The organism is Ensifer sp. CCNWLY38, from assembly GCF_037120565.1.
In the GTDB taxonomy this organism is placed as follows: Bacteria; Pseudomonadota; Alphaproteobacteria; order Rhizobiales; family Rhizobiaceae; genus Ensifer; species Ensifer adhaerens_H.
Window position 1 is genome coordinate 1 of sequence record NZ_JBBBBO010000030.1, and the last position, 15,685, is coordinate 15,685.

A 15,685-nucleotide genomic window follows, 5' to 3' on the forward strand; every position below is an offset into this window, starting at 1 on the left:
GGCCGTCAACTGCGCAGAAGTCCGGATGGTGGCATCATCGTCAAATCAGCAGTCGCTGTCTTTGGTTGATAAAGGCCCGATACATTATGCGACCTTTTTAGCACAGAACGAGAACGTCTGTTGAACAACAGAAATCCGGTCGCGGGGCACGTTTATGGGAGGGTTTCTCACCGATTTTGGCGACGATGTAGCGCACTTCTGTCCCGACAGGGGGGAGGAATGCGCCAGCTATTGGCCCTGCTGAGCGAGAATGATGGAAGAGCAGACGAGAGGGGACATGTCGTCGGAGCCGTCCATGCCTGGCATAGTTTCCATCTGCATGTCGGGTGAAAGAGCCATGGCGCTCGCTGCCGGAGGCGCGGCCGCGGTCGACATGAAGCTGGAGGTTCCAGGCGAATACGTCCTGGTGGATCACGCGTTGTCGCGGGCGGCCCGTAGGTTGGTCGACAAGCTGGTCGTGAGCGGCGAGAACCTGTCCGAGCTGTTCCAGAGCGCGTCGCCTGCAACGGCCGAGGTGTTGCACAGCGAACATAGCGCTCACTAATTGAGCCGCGGCTTTCCTGCGCCAGTTCGGTCACGACGGCCGCTACTCGCCCGTCACTCGAAACTGGGCGTGGCAGGAGGTGCAGATCTGCAGCATCATGTGGAAGGCGTGCTCGGCAGGCATCTTCATCGGGTCCGGAGCTGCCGCTTTCCTCTTGGCGAGCGGCCCGCCCATTATCACGTCGCCCCCTTTCATCCGCATCTCGGGCGCGAGGGCATCGGGGTTGCGGTCTGCCGCGATGGAAAGTGCCGCGGCGTACGCGCCGAGCTCCGTCGACAGCTTGTCGAATATTGGCCGCTCGACCTGGATGTTGCCGCTGGCCTTCGACCCTTCTGCGACGACCGGAGCTTCGAACAGGTCCGTCAGACGTTCGCCTGAATAGGTTCGAATGGTTTCGGTGGCGGCTTTGAAAGCCTTCGCATCGTAGGGCAGTGTCCCCTTGAACATGGCATCGATGTTCTTGGCGGCAGCGGCCATCGCCTTCATGTCCTGCTGCCTTTGGCGAACGACGTCGATTTCCGCTCTCTGGGCCGTCGTGGTCGAAAAGCCCGCTACCACGATCGCCACCGCGATGAGGCCGGACCATTTTACAGCCTTCGAACACATTCGGATGCAATCCTCCCACTGAGAGCCGCACTCTTGTCGCCGTTTGATCAAGGTCAAGGCGAGACTTGCAGACATCACGCACTGTGGTTCTTGAATACAGCACGAGGTGTCGGACGAAAACATGATCGCCGTCAGCCAGACCGCCCGGAAACGCACAACAGAATTGCTGGCCATCTTGGTCGCTCTTCTGTTTCTGGTCGTGCCGATGGCTGAGGCGGCTCCTATCAAATGCGGGCCACACATCGCCGGCAGCGAACATGTCGTTTCACCGCCGGGGAAAGGCGATCTCCACGCAGAGAAAGAAACAGGCGGCCAGAAAGCGTGCTGCAAACGCATCTGCAGCCTGTGCTACGCGTTGTTCCCCGCTCCGATATTCGGCGAAGTCACCCTGAAGTCCGGCGGTCGCCGGGACCTCACCCCCCAGCCGCCCATCAACGGCATCATTTCGCGACCCGCCATCGGCCCTCCTCGATCCGCCGGATGAGCCAGACCAGCCGTCGTTTGACGGCGGTCTTCCACGATCGCACCCGCGTGGCGTGATTTTCGCCGGCATCGACCGGCACGGAACCAGAGGTCAATGGATATGAAACGCCGTGAATTCCTGGGCGGGCTGATGTCGGGCGTCGTGGTCGCCGCATCGGCTGCCACCCTACATCCAAACAAAAGTTGGGCCGAGGCCAGCAAGGCAACATCTTCAAACGCGGGCATCCGCAACCTTGCGATCACGAGGCGCGTGATCGAGGTGAACGGCAAAGCCGCCGATGTGTTTGGGCTCCTCCAACCGGATGGCACCGTCGGGCTGACGCTCGACGCGGAGGCTCCGTTCGACGTCGCTCTTTCAAATCAAGGCGGCGAAGCAACGCTCATCCACTGGCACGGCCTTGCGCCGCCATGGAATATGGACGGGGTTCCGGACAACCCCGCAGCGCTTCTGAAAGCGAAGGAAACCCGGCGCTACACGTTTCCGGTCGGCTCCGGCGGCACGCACTGGATGCATGCGCATACGCTCCAGGAGCAGAACCTGCTTGCCGCGCCCCTGATCGTGCGGACCGCTGACGACAGGCAACGCGACGAGCAGGAAGTGGTCATCTTGTTGCATGACTTCTCCTTTACGCCTGCCGAAGAATTGCTCGCCAAGCTGAAGGGACCGTCTAGCGGTCACGGGATGGACCACGGTGCGATGATGCAGGGCATGTCGTCCAACATGCAGGGTCACATGTCCGGCACGGCGATGCCGGGCATGTCCAACATGGACCTGAACGACATCGAGTACGATGCCTATCTCGCCAACGACCGGACGCTCGGCGACCCAGAAGTCTTCACCGTCGAGAGCGGCGGACGCGTCCGCCTGCGCATCATCAATGGCGCGACGGCCAACGCCTTCACTATCGACACCGGCACGCTCATCGGACAGTTGATCGCCGTCGACGGACAGCCGGTGCAGCCGGTTCCAGGGACCCGCTTCCCGATCTCCATGGGACAGCGGCTCGATATCCGGCTTGAACTTCCGAAGTCCGCCAAAGCCCATCCAATCATGGCGCTGCGCGAGGGCACTGAGCATCGCACAGGGGTCATCCTTGCGCCGACGGGCGCCACGATCGCCAGGATCGCAGCGCGTGGAGAGCATTCCGGTCCGATCGTCGGGCTCGACCTCGAAAAGCGGCTCGCAGCAGCCGCGCCGCTTGCCGTCCGTGCCGCCGACCGTCGGTTCGAGTTGACGCTTATGGGCAGTATGAGCGGCTACGACTGGCGGATCGAGGGCGGCGACAACCTTGGCGTTCGCCAAGGTGAAAGGATCGAGATCGTCATGCGCAACATATCGATGATGTCCCACCCGATGCATTTGCACGGGCACCACTTCCAGGTGGTCGACATCAACGGAAAGGCAATCGGCGGCGCCGTGAGGGATACCGTTGTTGTGCCACCGATGGGGAGCGTGAGCGTAGTGTTCGACGCAAACAATCCGGGCCGCTGGCCGCTCCACTGCCATCACCTCTATCACATGGCATCGGGAATGATGTCCTTCGTCGCTTACGCATAAACGGGATACGTCCGGCCCCCTTACTGGGTGGCTGGACGCTAGCTCTGTTGGAGGCGGGTACCGTTACGGAGAAATCCCATGGACGAGCATAAGCATCACCACGAACATGAAGGTCACGACCATCACCACCACGCCAATCAGAACGCGGGGACTGCCGAAGTCCTAGGCACGCAGGGCTCACAGCAGGATGGCGTGATCTACACCTGCCCCATGCATCCCCAGATACGCCAGCTCGGCCCCGGCAACTGCCCGATCTGCGGCATGACGCTCGAACCGGCGGTCGTGGCGGCGGGCATGGGTCCCAGCCCTGAGCTTGTCGATATGCGGCGGCGGTTCTGGATCGGACTGGTGCTGACATTGCCCGTACTGGCGCTCGAAATGGGCGGCCATCTCACCAACCTGCACCTGCTGCTCGGTCCGCAGACGTCGAACTGGATCCAGCTCATTCTGGCGACCCCGGTTGTCCTCTGGGCTGGCGCTCCCTTCTTCGAACGGGCCTGGCAATCACTCGTCACCCGTCACCTCAACATGTTCACGCTGATCGCCATGGGCACCGGGGTCGCCTGGGTCTACAGCGTCGTCGCAACCGCAGCACCCGGCCTGTTTCCGGAAACATTCCGATCCGGCGAAGGGGCGGTCGCGATCTACTTCGAAGCGGCCGCCGTCATCACCGTTCTGGTGCTGCTCGGGCAGGTTCTCGAGCTGCAGGCGCGCGAGCAGACTGGCGGCGCGATCAGGGCGCTTCTCGATCTCGCGCCGAAGACCGCCAGGCGCATACGCTCCGATGGTACTGATGAGGATGTGGAACTCGAGGCCGTCGCCGTCGGCGACAAGCTGCGCGTCCGCCCTGGCGAGAAGGTTCCGGTCGACGGCACGCTTGTGGAGGGCCGCAGCTCGGTCGATGAATCCATGATCACCGGCGAGTCGATGCCCGTCACCAAGGAGGTCGGCGCGAAACTCATCGGCGGCACCATGAACAAGACGGGCGGCTTCGTCATGGAGGCTGGTAAGGTCGGGCGCGACACGATGCTGTCGCGGATCGTGCAGATGGTGGCGGAGGCCCAACGCTCCCGCGCCCCGATCCAGCGCCTCGCCGACGAGGTTTCCGGCTGGTTCGTTCCAGCGGTCATCGCGATCGCCACTATCGCCTTCGCGGTCTGGATGTGGCTGGGACCGGAGCCGCGCTTCGCGCACGGACTAGTGGCCGCGGTCGCGGTGCTGATCATCGCCTGCCCGTGCGCCCTCGGTCTGGCCACGCCGATGTCGATCATGGTCGGGGTCGGCCGCGGCGCCCATCTCGGCGTGCTGATCAAGAACGCCGAGGCTCTCGAGCGCTTCGAAAAGGTCGACACGCTGGTGGTCGACAAGACGGGAACGCTCACCGAGGGCAAGCCGAAGGTCACCGAAATCGTCGCCGTGAGCGGCGTATCTGAAGCCGACTTGCTGCGACTGGCCGCCACGCTGGAACGGCCGAGCGAACATCCGCTCGCAAGCGCCATCGTCGATGCCGCCAACGAGCGCGGCATGGACCTCGGGTCTGCCGAAGACTTCGACAGTCCGGTCGGCAAGGGCGTGACGGGTATCGTCGACGGTCGCAGGCTCATCATCGGCAGCCACCGGATCATGTCCGAAGGAAGGGTGGATGTCTTTGCTCTCTCGCAAAAGGCGGAAGAACTGCGTGGCGAGGGAGCAACCGTGATCTTCGCGGCGATCAACGGCCGCCTGGGCGGTCTGTTTGCGATTTCCGATCCAATCAAGGCCACGACACCGGCTGCGGTGGAAGCGCTGATCAAGGACGGCATCCGCGTGGTCATGCTCACCGGTGACAACAGCACCACCGCCAGCGCCGTCGCTCGCAAGCTGGGGATCACGGAGGTCGAGGCGGAAGTCTTGCCCGAGCACAAGAGTGAGGTCGTCGCCCGACTGCGCAAGGAAGGCCGGATCGTCGCCATGGCGGGTGACGGGGTCAACGACGCCCCAGCCCTTGCCGCCGCCGACGTCGGCGTCGCCATGGGAACCGGGACCGATGTCGCGATCGAAAGTGCGGGCGTGACCCTGCTCAAGGGCGATCTGCAAGGCATCGTCCGGGCGCGGCGGCTCAGCCATGCGACGATGGCGAACATCCGGCAGAACCTGTTCTTCGCCTTCATCTACAACGCTGCAGGCGTACCTGTAGCGGCGGGAGTGCTCTACCCGGCTTTCGGGCTGCTGCTTTCGCCGATCATCGCGGCGGCCGCCATGGCGCTTTCGTCCGTCAGCGTGATTGGCAATGCCCTGAGATTGAGGAGCGCACGGATATGACTTGGGATCGCAAGTGGATTCTGTTTGCCGCTTCGCTCGCGGTGATTGCCGCGTTCTTCGTTCTTCGCGAGCACTGGCAGCACGTATTGGGTCTCACGCCCTATCTGCTGCTGCTTGCGTGCCCGTTGATGCATCTCTTCCATGGGCATGGGCACGGTGGGCATCGCCATGACCGTGGAAGCCACCCGACGGAGCCGGGGGACATCACGTGAGCTACGTTCGCTCGGCAGAAACCGTCACCGATGTTGCAGCTTCCCCCGAGACGCTTTTCGACTTCCTCGATGACCAGGCGACCCTCGGTTCACACATGGGGAAGCCGTCGATGATGATGCTCGGCGGACGGATGTCATACTCGCTCGACGATTCTGCCGGACGCGCTGTCGGATCCCGCATCTCGATGCGAGGCAGCGTGCTCGGACTGGAGCTCACCGTGGACGAGGTGGTTGTCGAACACCGGCCTCCGGTCAGCAAGGTCTGGGAGACGCTGGGACGGCCGGACCTCCTTGTCATCGGAGCCTACAGGATGGGATTCGAGATCCATGGATCCGGTGGTGGCTCCCGGCTACGGGTATTCATCAACTACGACGATCCGGCGACGGTGGCGGGCAGAATTATCGGCCCGCTCCTCGGGCCAATCTATGCACGCTGGTGCGTCACGCGGATGGCCCGTGACGCCGCCAGCAGGTTCCGGCAGTGACGAACGGGAGGATGCCTCTCTCGGTATCCTCCCGACAAAGCTAGCGAGGACTCACTTGGCGTGTTCCTTGACCCAGGCGCTCATCTCCTCGATTTCCTTCTTCTGAGCGTCGATGATCTTCTGGGCCATGGACTTGGCCTGCTCGTCATCACCGTATTTCAGCTCGACCTCGGACATGCTGATCGCGCCCATGTGATGGCCGATCATGCCGCAGACGAACGCGACATCAGGATCCTTCGCCATCATTCCCTGCATCATGGCCGGGTGCATTCTGTGCATGGACTCCATCATCGCTTTCTGATGGTCGGCCATTTCGCCGGTCTGCATGCCGCCTGGCATCTTCATGTCGCCACTCATCGAAGATGCCGATTTGCATGCGTCCGGCATCGCCATCTGAGCCGACGCCGTTTCGGTCGCTGCGAGAAGGATGGCTGGTATGGCCGTCCCGGCGACTATGAGCTTAAGCGAGCTGTTCATTGTACTCTCCATGTTCGGAAGGACGTGTGTTTCAGATCGGGAGAGTGCTGGTCTTGGGCGGCGGATGAAGCACCCGGACGAGCAGGAACGCCTTCGCCTGCACTGCAAGCGGGCTGCGAAGATGTGGGGGGTGGATCTTCGCCGCACGCATACAATCCACCAGAACCGCACAGCACTGAGATTTTGTGCAGCAGCCCGGCGGCGAGGCGATGTCGGAAGCGTGATGGTCAGGCTCCGTGACGGAGGGGCAATGGCGATCGACCTGAACGGTGGCGCCCGGTGTGCCGTGCAGACTGAGAATCCCAAGGCAGAGTGCACCGATTAGGATGACCCGGAGTGAAACTCGGAAGGCAGGCATGGGGCGCGTTCCCTTCGAGCCTACAATCCGTCTGCCGATCAAAAGTTCCGCGCCGGAACGGGCGGCTTGCGGATCGGCTGGTTGTGGATGTCCCGCGACGTACACCCGAGATGGAACCTACGATTGGCCGCACGGCTTCGAGGACGTTCGGAACAAATGAGCGGAGGATGTCGCCATGAAGGACCAACACAGGCAGCCAATGCAGCATCGGGACGGGACCGCCCCACCCTACATCATGTTTGCGGTCAACATGACTCTCAGCCTGATCGTGATGTACTTCGTGATGTTCTCCATGATCGACGGCTGGGCGGATTTCCGGAACAATCTCAATACGGCCTACATGGCGCTGACGATGGTCGCCCCGATGGGCATCATCATGCTGGCGACGACGGGTGGAATGTACAGGCGCACCGGGCTGAACGTCGCCCTGTACCTAGGGCTTGCCGTACTCTTCGTCGCCGCGCTTGCGGGGACGCGCAAGCAGGCCCTGGTTGACGACCAGGAGTTCGTCGCCTCGATGATCCCGCATCATTCGGGCGCGATCCTGATGTGTCGCGAAGCGAGGCTCGCCGACGAAGAGCTTGTCAATCTCTGCCGCCAGATCTCCGAAGGGCGGCGCAAGGAAATCGAGCAGATGAACGCAATCAACGCACGGCTGGAGGACTCTGGCTGACGCCCGTGCGCGCACCTCAAGAAATCGGAGGGATGCAGACCGCGTTCCAGAGATCGTCCTTCCAGGTGCTCCCCTCGGCCCCGGACGTGGGTATTCGGTACTCGACCCCTCTTACCGAGATTGCCGCCGGCTCGGCACAGCGAACCGACGCCCTATGTTTGCTCGGGTCGGTGTAGGTCCTGCCTCCATCGTCGCTCGTTCGCGACACCCCGATGAAAACGTCGAAGTCGTACTCCACGCTGGCCGCAGCCTGGTTTTCGACGAGGCTGAGGCTGACCACGGTGTTGTCGGGAAAGTGCTCTTTGTGAAAGACGCCGGGTTCGGTGGCGGACGCTGACGCCAACAGTAACATTTCGATCGACAGGAATGAAAGAACCGTACGCATTCACCCCTCCACGGTTCATGCGGCCACCAGAAATCGTAACACGATCAACGGATGCAAGAGGAGCGAAATGCGCTGGGGGCGGAGTAGATTCGTCCTCGCCTGCGCCAGGTATCAGCCCCCGAAACCTGTCGGAGCTGGCAGCAGTCGCGTCATGCCCCAGAGGGCGCGGGTCCTGACAACGAGACGCCCCGGCCCCTTGGTGAAAGTCGTTCTAACGACAGGAGCGCGAGTCCCAGGGCGACAGCGTTGAGTAGATGCCAGATGAAGTGTGTGCCTACACTCCAGGATCCGCAGAGCGGTGCATCCAAGATCCGAAAGACCAACGCAGCGGAGAAAATTGTGCCAGCCGTCACCAGCAGCCAGGGCATGGAACCTCGACCCGCAAGCGGTACTGCGAAAGCTACGCCGAAAGTGGCGATCAATCCTGGAGCATAGGTCGCCGAACTTCCGAGCAGAGGCTTCGCGATAGCTTCGAGCGTGGGCGAAAGCACCAGCAACGTCGCAGTCAGAAGTCCGGCGAAGATGACGCTTAGGCGCAGAAACCGCATCATCGCCACGAATAAGAACGAGTAGATGACCAACGCGATCGGTACGATGTCCGCGATCAGCGACCACCGGTTGGCCAGGGTATGGAACATGAACGAGCCAACCCCGACTGATGCCGTCAGCAGCGCCAATACAAATAGCTGCTTGTCCTCCAGGCAATCGCGCCGCTGGCGGACGAAGATGGCCGCCGCAGCTATGAGGAAGGCTAGGTTGGTGAGCGCGTTGAACGGTTCCGCCCAGAAACCTGGTCCCATGCGTTCGCAGTAATGGTCCAACGGCGTCCACCAATCCCCATTGGCTGGACCGGAACCCATTGCGAATGACTTAGTTGCGAAGCCCGCAGCGCCCGCAAGCGCAGCGGCGATTACCATCCTCGACCTCATCATCTTAGGCATCTCCTCCAAACGAATTTGGGGAGGATGCGCCTTCCCACGATGGGAAGGTCAAGACCCTCTAATCAAGAGTACATTCATATTCTTCCTGGCGAAGCGCGCCGCCGCAATCGACCGATACTTCTTCTTGACCTTCCCGAAGGCCGCAAACATCCCTCCCCTCCTATCAATATTGATTGCGCGGCGGCTCTTCCTGGCAGATGACTAAATCGCCCTTCCACTCGCCGACCAAGCACAGTAAAGTGGTGCACAAAATACCACTTTATGGAATTCACTGCGACGATGCGAATGACACTCCACACCGACTATGCCCTGCGCATGCTGATCTTCGCCGCGACGCGACGGAACGGCACATGCACGGTCAATGACGTGGCGCAAGCCTACGGGCTTTCACGCAACCACCTCCTTAAGGTGGCGCAGACTTTGCGCGACCTCGGAATCGTCGAAACGACGCGCGGGCGTGCGGGCGGCATCCGGCTCGCGAAGGCACCGGAGGAGATCGCTGTTGGCGCGCTGGTGCGAGCGACCGAGGAGGAGTTCGCGCTGGCCGAATGCATGCAAGCAGGAGGGCACAGCTGCGTGATTTCACCAGCCTGTCAGCTCAAGGGCATGCTGCACGAGGCGCTAGGCGCGTTCCTCGCCGTGCTCGACAAGTACACGCTGGCCGACATCGTGCGGAACCGGGCGGCGCTCGGCCCGCTGCTCGGTATCAATGCGAACGCTGCGTGAGACGAAGGGGGACTGGATGGTATCGGGATTGATGATTGCTGCGCTCCACATGCCGCATCCGCCGGAGTTCGCCTTGCACCTGCTCGACCGGGCGCCGCGCATCGTCCATTGCGTTCGCCTTGCCATCGCCTTCGACGGCGGCAAGGGTTCCTTGCTCGTTGCGCCGACTGCGCGCGAGACGCTGTCATGATGGAAATCAACACTCAGCCGCTCGTTCTTTCCCGCGATGCAGCAGGCGAATTCCTGTTGCCGGCAGAGATGCTTGCGGCACGCTTCAACTGGCCGACGCAAACCTTGCGCGACTACATGCGCCGCGGCCTGGTCTCCTCCCGTGTGGAACGCGGGGTAGGAGAGGATGACGGCCGCTGGCGCCTTTCTGTGCGCTGCGGCAATCGGCGCTGGCAGGCAATCGTCGAGGCGGACGGCTCAGTCAGGACACAGCGCGTAGACGTTCTTCCCACAATCCCACACACCGTGCAGCGGTAGAAACAGGCCACCAACTGCAATAGGCCGCTGACGTCCCGGAGGCAGCCTCTCTACGGTGGCCCGCCAACCAGCCTGGCTCTGCTCCAGTTCCCCTATCCAGTGGAGCGCATTTAAGAGGCGCCCGCCTCGTAGGTTACGCCCCGTCCCCCCTGAAACGGCTGCCTAGACAAAGATCATCACGGCCGCGTAGCCAATTGCAACCAGCACAAGCCCGACGACGAGCATCGGCATCAGGCTGCTGCCATTGAGATCTCTGCCGCTCACCTGCTCGCCAGAAAAAGCCAAGGGCTTGCGTACTTCGTCCGTATCCATGGGCGTTCTCCGTTAATGTAGCATATTAAATACCACATTAACGCGAGGATGCGACGTGACAAAATACCGCTCTGCCACTGGGTTTCGGCCGGAGCAGGCGATAATCTTGGTGGCGAACGGGAGCCATGTCGCGCCGACCAGCACATGTTTTCTAACGGACGGATGAAACCGGCTTCTTATGCAGGAAACGTCGACAGCACTGTCACGGATGGTTACTGTTCAGGCTCGTAGTCATCCGGCGCCCCCGGACCATGCGAATGTTCAACGCTATAGTCACCCCACGTCCACACCTGGATGTTTGGTTTGTTTACGACCAATCCAACGGGCCAGCCATCTTGAGTGGCGCGGTGCCTTCCCTGTTCAACCCAAACCGCCGCTCCTGCGCGCCGCTTAGTCCCAGACAAGTTGCCGGTCTCGATGATAGGGTGCGGCGTGATTTCGATTGTCTCCTGGAGCGTGCCGGTCATCCTCGGCGCTGCACCGCAACTGAATTTCGTGGTACCGTGCGGGGTCATACTCGGGGGCTACGCGCTGTTGTTGGCTCAGGCCTTTTCATCGCCACTTTCATGCTGCGCGACCGGCTCGACACGTGCCCACCTGCTAACCACGCGATAGCCGTTGTGGCGATGAAAATGCTAAAAGCGGCGAGCGAACGCGGCCAGGTTTAGGGTCGCCCGCGACTTGAAAGACTGCTCCCCAACAACCCTTTTTTCGGAAGCGTACCCAAACCGGGAAATCAGACCTTCCCTTTCGTGAGATTTGCCGCCAACGTACATCAGCAACGCCGGTTGGATTGTAATCCTCCGGAAGAGAGCGATCGCTTGCTCGATATCCGAGAGGTGGGGTGCTCCAGCGTCGACTCGCGGTAGTCGACCGCTTCGTTTAGCGAAGTCGCTTTATTTCTATCAACCGCAGGCCAGAATTTGAATGTCGGTAAATCTGTGTCGTCGCCTTCATGAAACCTAGCAGCCTGAACGTACTGGTCATTGATGAGAATCGCATTCGGGCATCAGTCATTGAAGACGGGTTGCGCGATGCAGGATATGTTCAGGTCACAATCATCGCTGACATGAATGGTCTCGCCAGGAGGATCACCGAGATCGACCCTGATGTCATCGTCATCGATCTCGAAAATCCCAACCGGGACATGTTGGAAAGCATGTTCCAGATATCGCGGGCGGTCAAACGTCCCATCGCAATGTTCGTGGACAAGTCCGACGAAGCATCGATCGAAGCCGCGGTCGACGCTGGCGTGTCAGCATACATCGTCGACGGCCTGAAGCAGGAACGCGTGCGTCCCATTCTTAAAATGGCTATCAGCCGCTTCAATGCGTTTTCGCGACTGAGCCGGGAGCTTGAAGAAGCGCGTGGCGAGTTGGAAAACCGCAAGTTGATCGACCGTGCCAAAGGGTTGCTGATGCGCACCCGTGGGCTTTCTGAGAAGGAAGCATACGCGTTGCTTCGACGCACGGCCATGACTCAGAACCGGAAAATCGTCGAGATCGCTCAAAGCCTTATCACCGCGGCTAGCCTGCTCGATCCAGGAGCTGATGTATGAAGAAGTACAGGCACGAAATCACAGCGGGCTTCCTGCCGCTTCTGGACAGTGCTCTCCTGATCGTCGCCAAAGAGAAGGGCTTTGCGAACGTTGAGCAGGTGGACCTCACGCTCGTCCGCGAGCGCTCCTGGGCAACTGTCAGGGACAGGTTGGCGGTCGGACATTTCGAGGTCGCCCACATCCTCGCACCTATGCCGATTGCCTGCAATCTTGGGCTCACTGCGCCTGCACCGCGAATGATCGTCCCCATGGCACTTGGGCTTGGCGGCAATGCCGTTACCGTATCGGGCGGCCTTTGGTGGCAGATGGTCGACAACGGTGCGACCGCTGACCTCGATGCCCGCTCAAGCGGCGGCGCCTTGCGGCAAGTGATCACGCAAAGGACAGAAGAGAGGCTTCGGTTCGGGGTCGTGCATCCCTACTCCGCGCATAATTACGAATTGCGGTACTGGCTTGCCGCGAGTGGCATCGATCCCGAACGCGAGGTCGAAATTGTAACACTGCCTCCCGCGGATATGGGGAACGCACTGAAAGACGGGACAATTGACGGCTATTGCGCCGGCGAACCCTGGAACACATTTGGCGTTCTCAAACGGGGAGCGCATCTCGCGACCGTCAAGGCAGCGATATGGAAGTCCAGTCCGGAAAAGGTGCTCGGTGTGAACGCACGTTGGGCTGATAGTCATCCCGAAGCGCTCGCCGCTCTGCTGAGAGCGATCTACAATGCGTCCGTATGGTGCGCCGAGCCCGCCAACCATGATGAACTCGCCCGGTTGCTCTCGGGAGACGCCTACATAAACAAGTCCGCGGAATGGCTGCGACCGGCGCTGACGGGCGAGCTCAAAATTGGCCTGCGCTACACGCAGACAGTGAAGGATTTTTTTGTCCCGAACGCAAAAGCGGCGACGTTTCCATGGAAGAGCCACGCACTCTGGTTCTATACGCAGATGGTTCGCTGGGGCCAGGTCGCGCATGCCGATCCTCATCAGCGGGTCGCCGGCAATACCTATAGACCGGATATTTACCGGAGCGCCCTGAAGACCCTGGGTCTCGCGATGCCGGCCGCAAGCTCCAAAGTGGAAGGTGCGTTGCGCATGGAGACGCCGGTCGGCTCCAGCGGCGCCCTGACGCTCGGTCCTGACGGCTTTTTCGACGGTAACCTGTTTGATCCCGATCGCATCGAAGAATATCTCGCTGCCCAAAAGCAGCTGTGAAATCTGCTCATAAACTGTGCAGTGCACAATTTTTAGCGCCGCCAGCTAATGATTTGGCCACCGCCTCGGTCCAGTTCGGGCAGGATTTCCCCAAAGAGGCGCGAAACCATACCATTTCTGAAACTGGCATGCGCCTTGCATAATATTTTCTGAGCCGAAAGGCCGCACAGCGTCCAACGACGGGCGCCTCAAGCAAAGCCGCTGAGCAGGGTATCCCGCGTACATTCGTGCGCGCCCTGACGTGCGGCTTTTTGCGTTTCTGACCCTCAACGTTTCATGGGCACGACCTCGTCGGGCCACGGAGAAGTCATGTCTAGTTCGAAGAGAAGCTGTTCGATGTATACCGGCGAACCTGCGAAAGCACTGTGGATCTCCACGGCTGCCTTCACTGTCTGTTTCGCGGTTTGGACGATCTTTGCGATCATCGGTGTTCGCATCAAGCAGGACCTCGGCCTCAGCGAGGCGCAGTTCGGCTTGTTGGTTGGCACGCCGATCCTGACCGGATCCGTCGTCCGTCTCGTCCTTGGAATTTGGACCGGGCGTTATGGTGGTCGTTTGGTCTACACGCTCACCATGCTGGCATCGGCATTGGCGACCTTCCTGCTGAGCTATGCCACGACCTACACGGAGATGCTCATTGCGGGCCTGGGCGTCGGTCTCGCCGGCGGGTCCTTTGCGGTCGGGGTCGCCTACGTTTCACCGTTCTTTCCGCCAGAAAGACAGGGAACAGCACTGGGCATCTTCGGCGCGGGCAATGTCGGCGCCGCCGTTACGAAGTTCGCAGCACCCTTCGTGCTGATCGCATGGGGATGGCAGTCCGTTGCCGAGATCTGGGCTCTTGTACTTGCAGCAACGGCAATCATTTTCTGGTTCTCAACCACCGACGATCCTGCGTTCCGTGAGAGCCGCAAGCGCGGCGGCGCATCGAAAAGCCTTCTGCAGGAGTTCGCTCCGCTGAAGAACGTCCAGGTCTGGCGCTTCTCGCTCTACTACGCTTTCGCCTTCGGCGGCTTCGTCGCCCTGTCGCTGTGGCTGCCGCGCTATCTGGTTGGCGTCTATGGCTTCAACCTCGAAGTTGCAGGCATGATCGCCGCCGCCTATTCGATACCCGGCAGCATTTTCCGCGCCTTTGGAGGCTTCCTGTCCGACAAGAAGGGCGCGCGAAGCGTCATGTACGCGATGCTGCTCGTTTGCGGTGCAGCGACACTTGTCCTTTCGCTACCGGCAGAGTCGCTCACTCCTTTCCTCTTCATCGTCGTCATCTTCGTGCTCGGGTTTTTCATGAGCCTCGGCAAGGCGGCCGTCTTCAAGCACATCCCGGCGTACTATCCGAACAGCGTCGGCGCCGTCGGCGGCATCGTCGGCATGATGGGCGGACTGGGCGGTTTCTTGCTCCCGATTGCCTTCGGCCTCCTCAAGGACATTACCGGCCTGTGGTCCAGCTGTTTTCTGCTGCTTTTTGCGATCGTCGCGATCTCCCTCGTCTGGATGCACGTGTCCGTTATGCGCATGCAGCGTCAGGCCCATTCCGCGACCGATACAGTAACTGCCTAATCTCAAGGACTTGGAATTATGACCCAAAAGCTCGTCATCATTGGCAACGGCATGGCGCCCGGACGCATGCTGGAGCACCTATTCGAACAGGCTCCAGGACAGTACCAGGTCACGATCTTCAACGCCGAGCCGCGCGTCAACTACGACCGCATCATGCTGTCGCCGGTGCTTTCAGGCGAGAAGGACTACGAGCAGATCATCATCCACGGCGACGGATGGTACATCAAGCACGGCATCACGCTCTACAAGGGCCACAAGATCGTCGCCATCGACCGTGACGCCAAGACCATCACCTCCGACCATGGCGTCACCGAGAGCTACGACAAGCTGGTGATCGCGACCGGTTCGGTGCCCTTCATCATTCCGGTGCCCGGCAAGGATCTGCCCGGCGTGATCACCTATCGCGACCTCGATGACGTGCAGGCAATGTTGCTTGCGGCCCAGTCGCGCGAAAAGGCGGTCGTCATTGGCGGTGGCCTGCTTGGACTTGAAGCGGCTGCCGGCCTTGCCTCGCGCGGCATGGATGTGACCGTCCTGCACGTCATGCCGACGCTGATGGAGCGGCAGCTCGATCCGGCCGCCGGCTATCTGCTGCAGAGGGCGGTCGAGGAGCGCGGCATCAAGGTCATCTGCAAGGCCAATACCAAGGCCATTGTCGGCGACGGCAAAGTCGAGGGCATCGAGCTCGACGATGGCCGCATCATCCCGGCGACACTGGTCGTGATGGCGGTCGGTATCCGACCGAATGTCGGCCTTGCCAAGGAGGCGGGGCTTGCCACCAACCGCGGCATCGTCGTCGACGCCGGTATGCA

19 protein-coding genes are annotated in these 15,685 nt (G+C 61.0%); 14 read left to right on the top strand and 5 right to left on the bottom strand.

Going from position 1 to position 15,685, the window contains the following annotated elements; all coding sequences use genetic code 11:
* Positions 1–295: 295 nt before the first annotated feature.
* Positions 296–544, top strand: a complete 249-nt coding sequence (locus V7S54_RS32850) for a hypothetical protein (protein ID WP_336409962.1) — start codon at positions 296–298, stop codon at positions 542–544.
* A 42-nt stretch (positions 545–586) separates the two neighbouring features.
* Here V7S54_RS32850 and V7S54_RS32855 read toward each other — a convergent pair whose 3' ends face one another.
* Positions 587–1,150 (bottom strand): cytochrome c, encoded by a 564-nt coding sequence (locus V7S54_RS32855; RefSeq protein ID WP_336572489.1) that lies wholly within the window; start codon positions 1,148–1,150, stop codon positions 587–589.
* A gap of 121 nt (positions 1,151–1,271) precedes the next feature.
* Here V7S54_RS32855 and V7S54_RS32860 point away from each other — a divergent pair, with 121 nt between their 5' ends.
* The 5 genes from V7S54_RS32860 to V7S54_RS32880 all read left to right on the top strand — a co-directional run bounded on the left by V7S54_RS32860 (position 1,272) and on the right by V7S54_RS32880 (position 6,189).
* The gene (locus tag V7S54_RS32860) at positions 1,272–1,634 is read left to right on the top strand and encodes a hypothetical protein (protein WP_336409964.1); all 363 of its coding nucleotides are present in this window, start codon (positions 1,272–1,274) and stop codon (positions 1,632–1,634) included.
* A gap of 99 nt (positions 1,635–1,733) precedes the next feature.
* A complete protein-coding gene (locus V7S54_RS32865) occupies positions 1,734–3,191 on the top strand; it encodes a multicopper oxidase family protein (protein ID WP_336409978.1) in 1,458 nt (485 codons plus the stop codon).
* Between the two features lie 78 nt (positions 3,192–3,269).
* Positions 3,270–5,492 (top strand): copper-transporting P-type ATPase, encoded by a 2,223-nt coding sequence (locus V7S54_RS32870; protein ID WP_336409965.1) that lies wholly within the window; start codon positions 3,270–3,272, stop codon positions 5,490–5,492.
* Positions 5,489–5,704, top strand: a complete 216-nt coding sequence (locus V7S54_RS32875) for a DUF2933 domain-containing protein (RefSeq protein ID WP_336409966.1) — start codon at positions 5,489–5,491, stop codon at positions 5,702–5,704. Before V7S54_RS32870 ends, V7S54_RS32875 begins: the two co-directional genes overlap by 4 nt.
* Positions 5,701–6,189 (top strand): SRPBCC family protein, encoded by a 489-nt coding sequence (locus V7S54_RS32880; RefSeq protein ID WP_336409967.1) that lies wholly within the window; start codon positions 5,701–5,703, stop codon positions 6,187–6,189. Before V7S54_RS32875 ends, V7S54_RS32880 begins: the two co-directional genes overlap by 4 nt.
* A 51-nt stretch (positions 6,190–6,240) precedes the next feature.
* On the opposite strand, the gene copM is transcribed toward V7S54_RS32880, so the two are convergent.
* Positions 6,241–6,666 carry a CopM family metallochaperone gene (gene copM, locus V7S54_RS32885; RefSeq protein WP_336409968.1) on the bottom strand — a complete coding sequence of 142 codons (426 nt, stop codon included), beginning with the start codon at positions 6,664–6,666 and terminating at the stop codon, positions 6,241–6,243.
* 533 nt (positions 6,667–7,199) lie between these two features.
* Here copM and V7S54_RS32890 point away from each other — a divergent pair.
* Positions 7,200–7,697 carry a DUF305 domain-containing protein gene (locus V7S54_RS32890; protein WP_336409969.1) on the top strand — a complete coding sequence of 166 codons (498 nt, stop codon included), beginning with the start codon at positions 7,200–7,202 and terminating at the stop codon, positions 7,695–7,697.
* Positions 7,698–7,713: 16 nt separating this feature from the next.
* Here V7S54_RS32890 and V7S54_RS32895 read toward each other — a convergent pair whose 3' ends face one another.
* Together V7S54_RS32895 and V7S54_RS32900 are read right to left on the bottom strand one after the other, a co-directional pair.
* The gene (locus V7S54_RS32895) at positions 7,714–8,082 is read right to left on the bottom strand and encodes a hypothetical protein (RefSeq protein ID WP_336409970.1); all 369 of its coding nucleotides are present in this window, start codon (positions 8,080–8,082) and stop codon (positions 7,714–7,716) included.
* A 149-nt stretch (positions 8,083–8,231) separates the two neighbouring features.
* The gene (locus V7S54_RS32900) at positions 8,232–8,999 is read right to left on the bottom strand and encodes a ceramidase domain-containing protein (protein WP_336409971.1); all 768 of its coding nucleotides are present in this window, start codon (positions 8,997–8,999) and stop codon (positions 8,232–8,234) included.
* A 309-nt stretch (positions 9,000–9,308) separates the two neighbouring features.
* On the opposite strand from V7S54_RS32900, the gene V7S54_RS32905 reads away from it, so the two are divergent.
* Genes V7S54_RS32905 through V7S54_RS32915 form a run of 3 tightly spaced genes read left to right on the top strand, consistent with a single transcriptional unit; the run spans position 9,309 to position 10,235 of the window.
* On the top strand, positions 9,309–9,749 hold the full coding sequence (locus V7S54_RS32905; protein WP_336409972.1) for an RrF2 family transcriptional regulator: 441 nt from the start codon (positions 9,309–9,311) through the stop codon (positions 9,747–9,749).
* 16 nt (positions 9,750–9,765) lie between these two features.
* Positions 9,766–9,939, top strand: coding sequence for a hypothetical protein (locus V7S54_RS32910; protein WP_336409973.1), 174 nt, complete (start codon positions 9,766–9,768; stop codon positions 9,937–9,939).
* The gene (locus V7S54_RS32915) at positions 9,936–10,235 is read left to right on the top strand and encodes a DUF6522 family protein (RefSeq protein ID WP_336409974.1); all 300 of its coding nucleotides are present in this window, start codon (positions 9,936–9,938) and stop codon (positions 10,233–10,235) included. Before V7S54_RS32910 ends, V7S54_RS32915 begins: the two co-directional genes overlap by 4 nt.
* A 162-nt stretch (positions 10,236–10,397) precedes the next feature.
* On the opposite strand, the gene V7S54_RS32920 is transcribed toward V7S54_RS32915, so the two are convergent.
* The gene (locus tag V7S54_RS32920) at positions 10,398–10,547 is read right to left on the bottom strand and encodes a hypothetical protein (protein WP_197423391.1); all 150 of its coding nucleotides are present in this window, start codon (positions 10,545–10,547) and stop codon (positions 10,398–10,400) included.
* A gap of 955 nt (positions 10,548–11,502) precedes the next feature.
* On the opposite strand from V7S54_RS32920, the gene V7S54_RS32925 reads away from it, so the two are divergent.
* The 4 genes from V7S54_RS32925 to V7S54_RS32940 form a co-directional block, all read left to right on the top strand.
* Positions 11,503–12,105 carry an ANTAR domain-containing response regulator gene (locus V7S54_RS32925; protein ID WP_058324282.1) on the top strand — a complete coding sequence of 201 codons (603 nt, stop codon included), beginning with the start codon at positions 11,503–11,505 and terminating at the stop codon, positions 12,103–12,105.
* Positions 12,102–13,319 (top strand): CmpA/NrtA family ABC transporter substrate-binding protein, encoded by a 1,218-nt coding sequence (locus V7S54_RS32930; RefSeq protein WP_336409975.1) that lies wholly within the window; start codon positions 12,102–12,104, stop codon positions 13,317–13,319. The genes V7S54_RS32925 and V7S54_RS32930 overlap by 4 nt, the downstream gene beginning before the upstream one ends.
* A gap of 309 nt (positions 13,320–13,628) precedes the next feature.
* Entirely contained in the window at positions 13,629–14,873 is a 1,245-nt protein-coding gene (locus V7S54_RS32935; protein WP_336409976.1) for an MFS transporter, read from the top strand.
* Between the two features lie 18 nt (positions 14,874–14,891).
* Positions 14,892–15,685, top strand: a 794-nt coding sequence (locus V7S54_RS32940) for an NAD(P)/FAD-dependent oxidoreductase (protein ID WP_336409977.1), incomplete at its 3' end; no start/stop codon positions are given.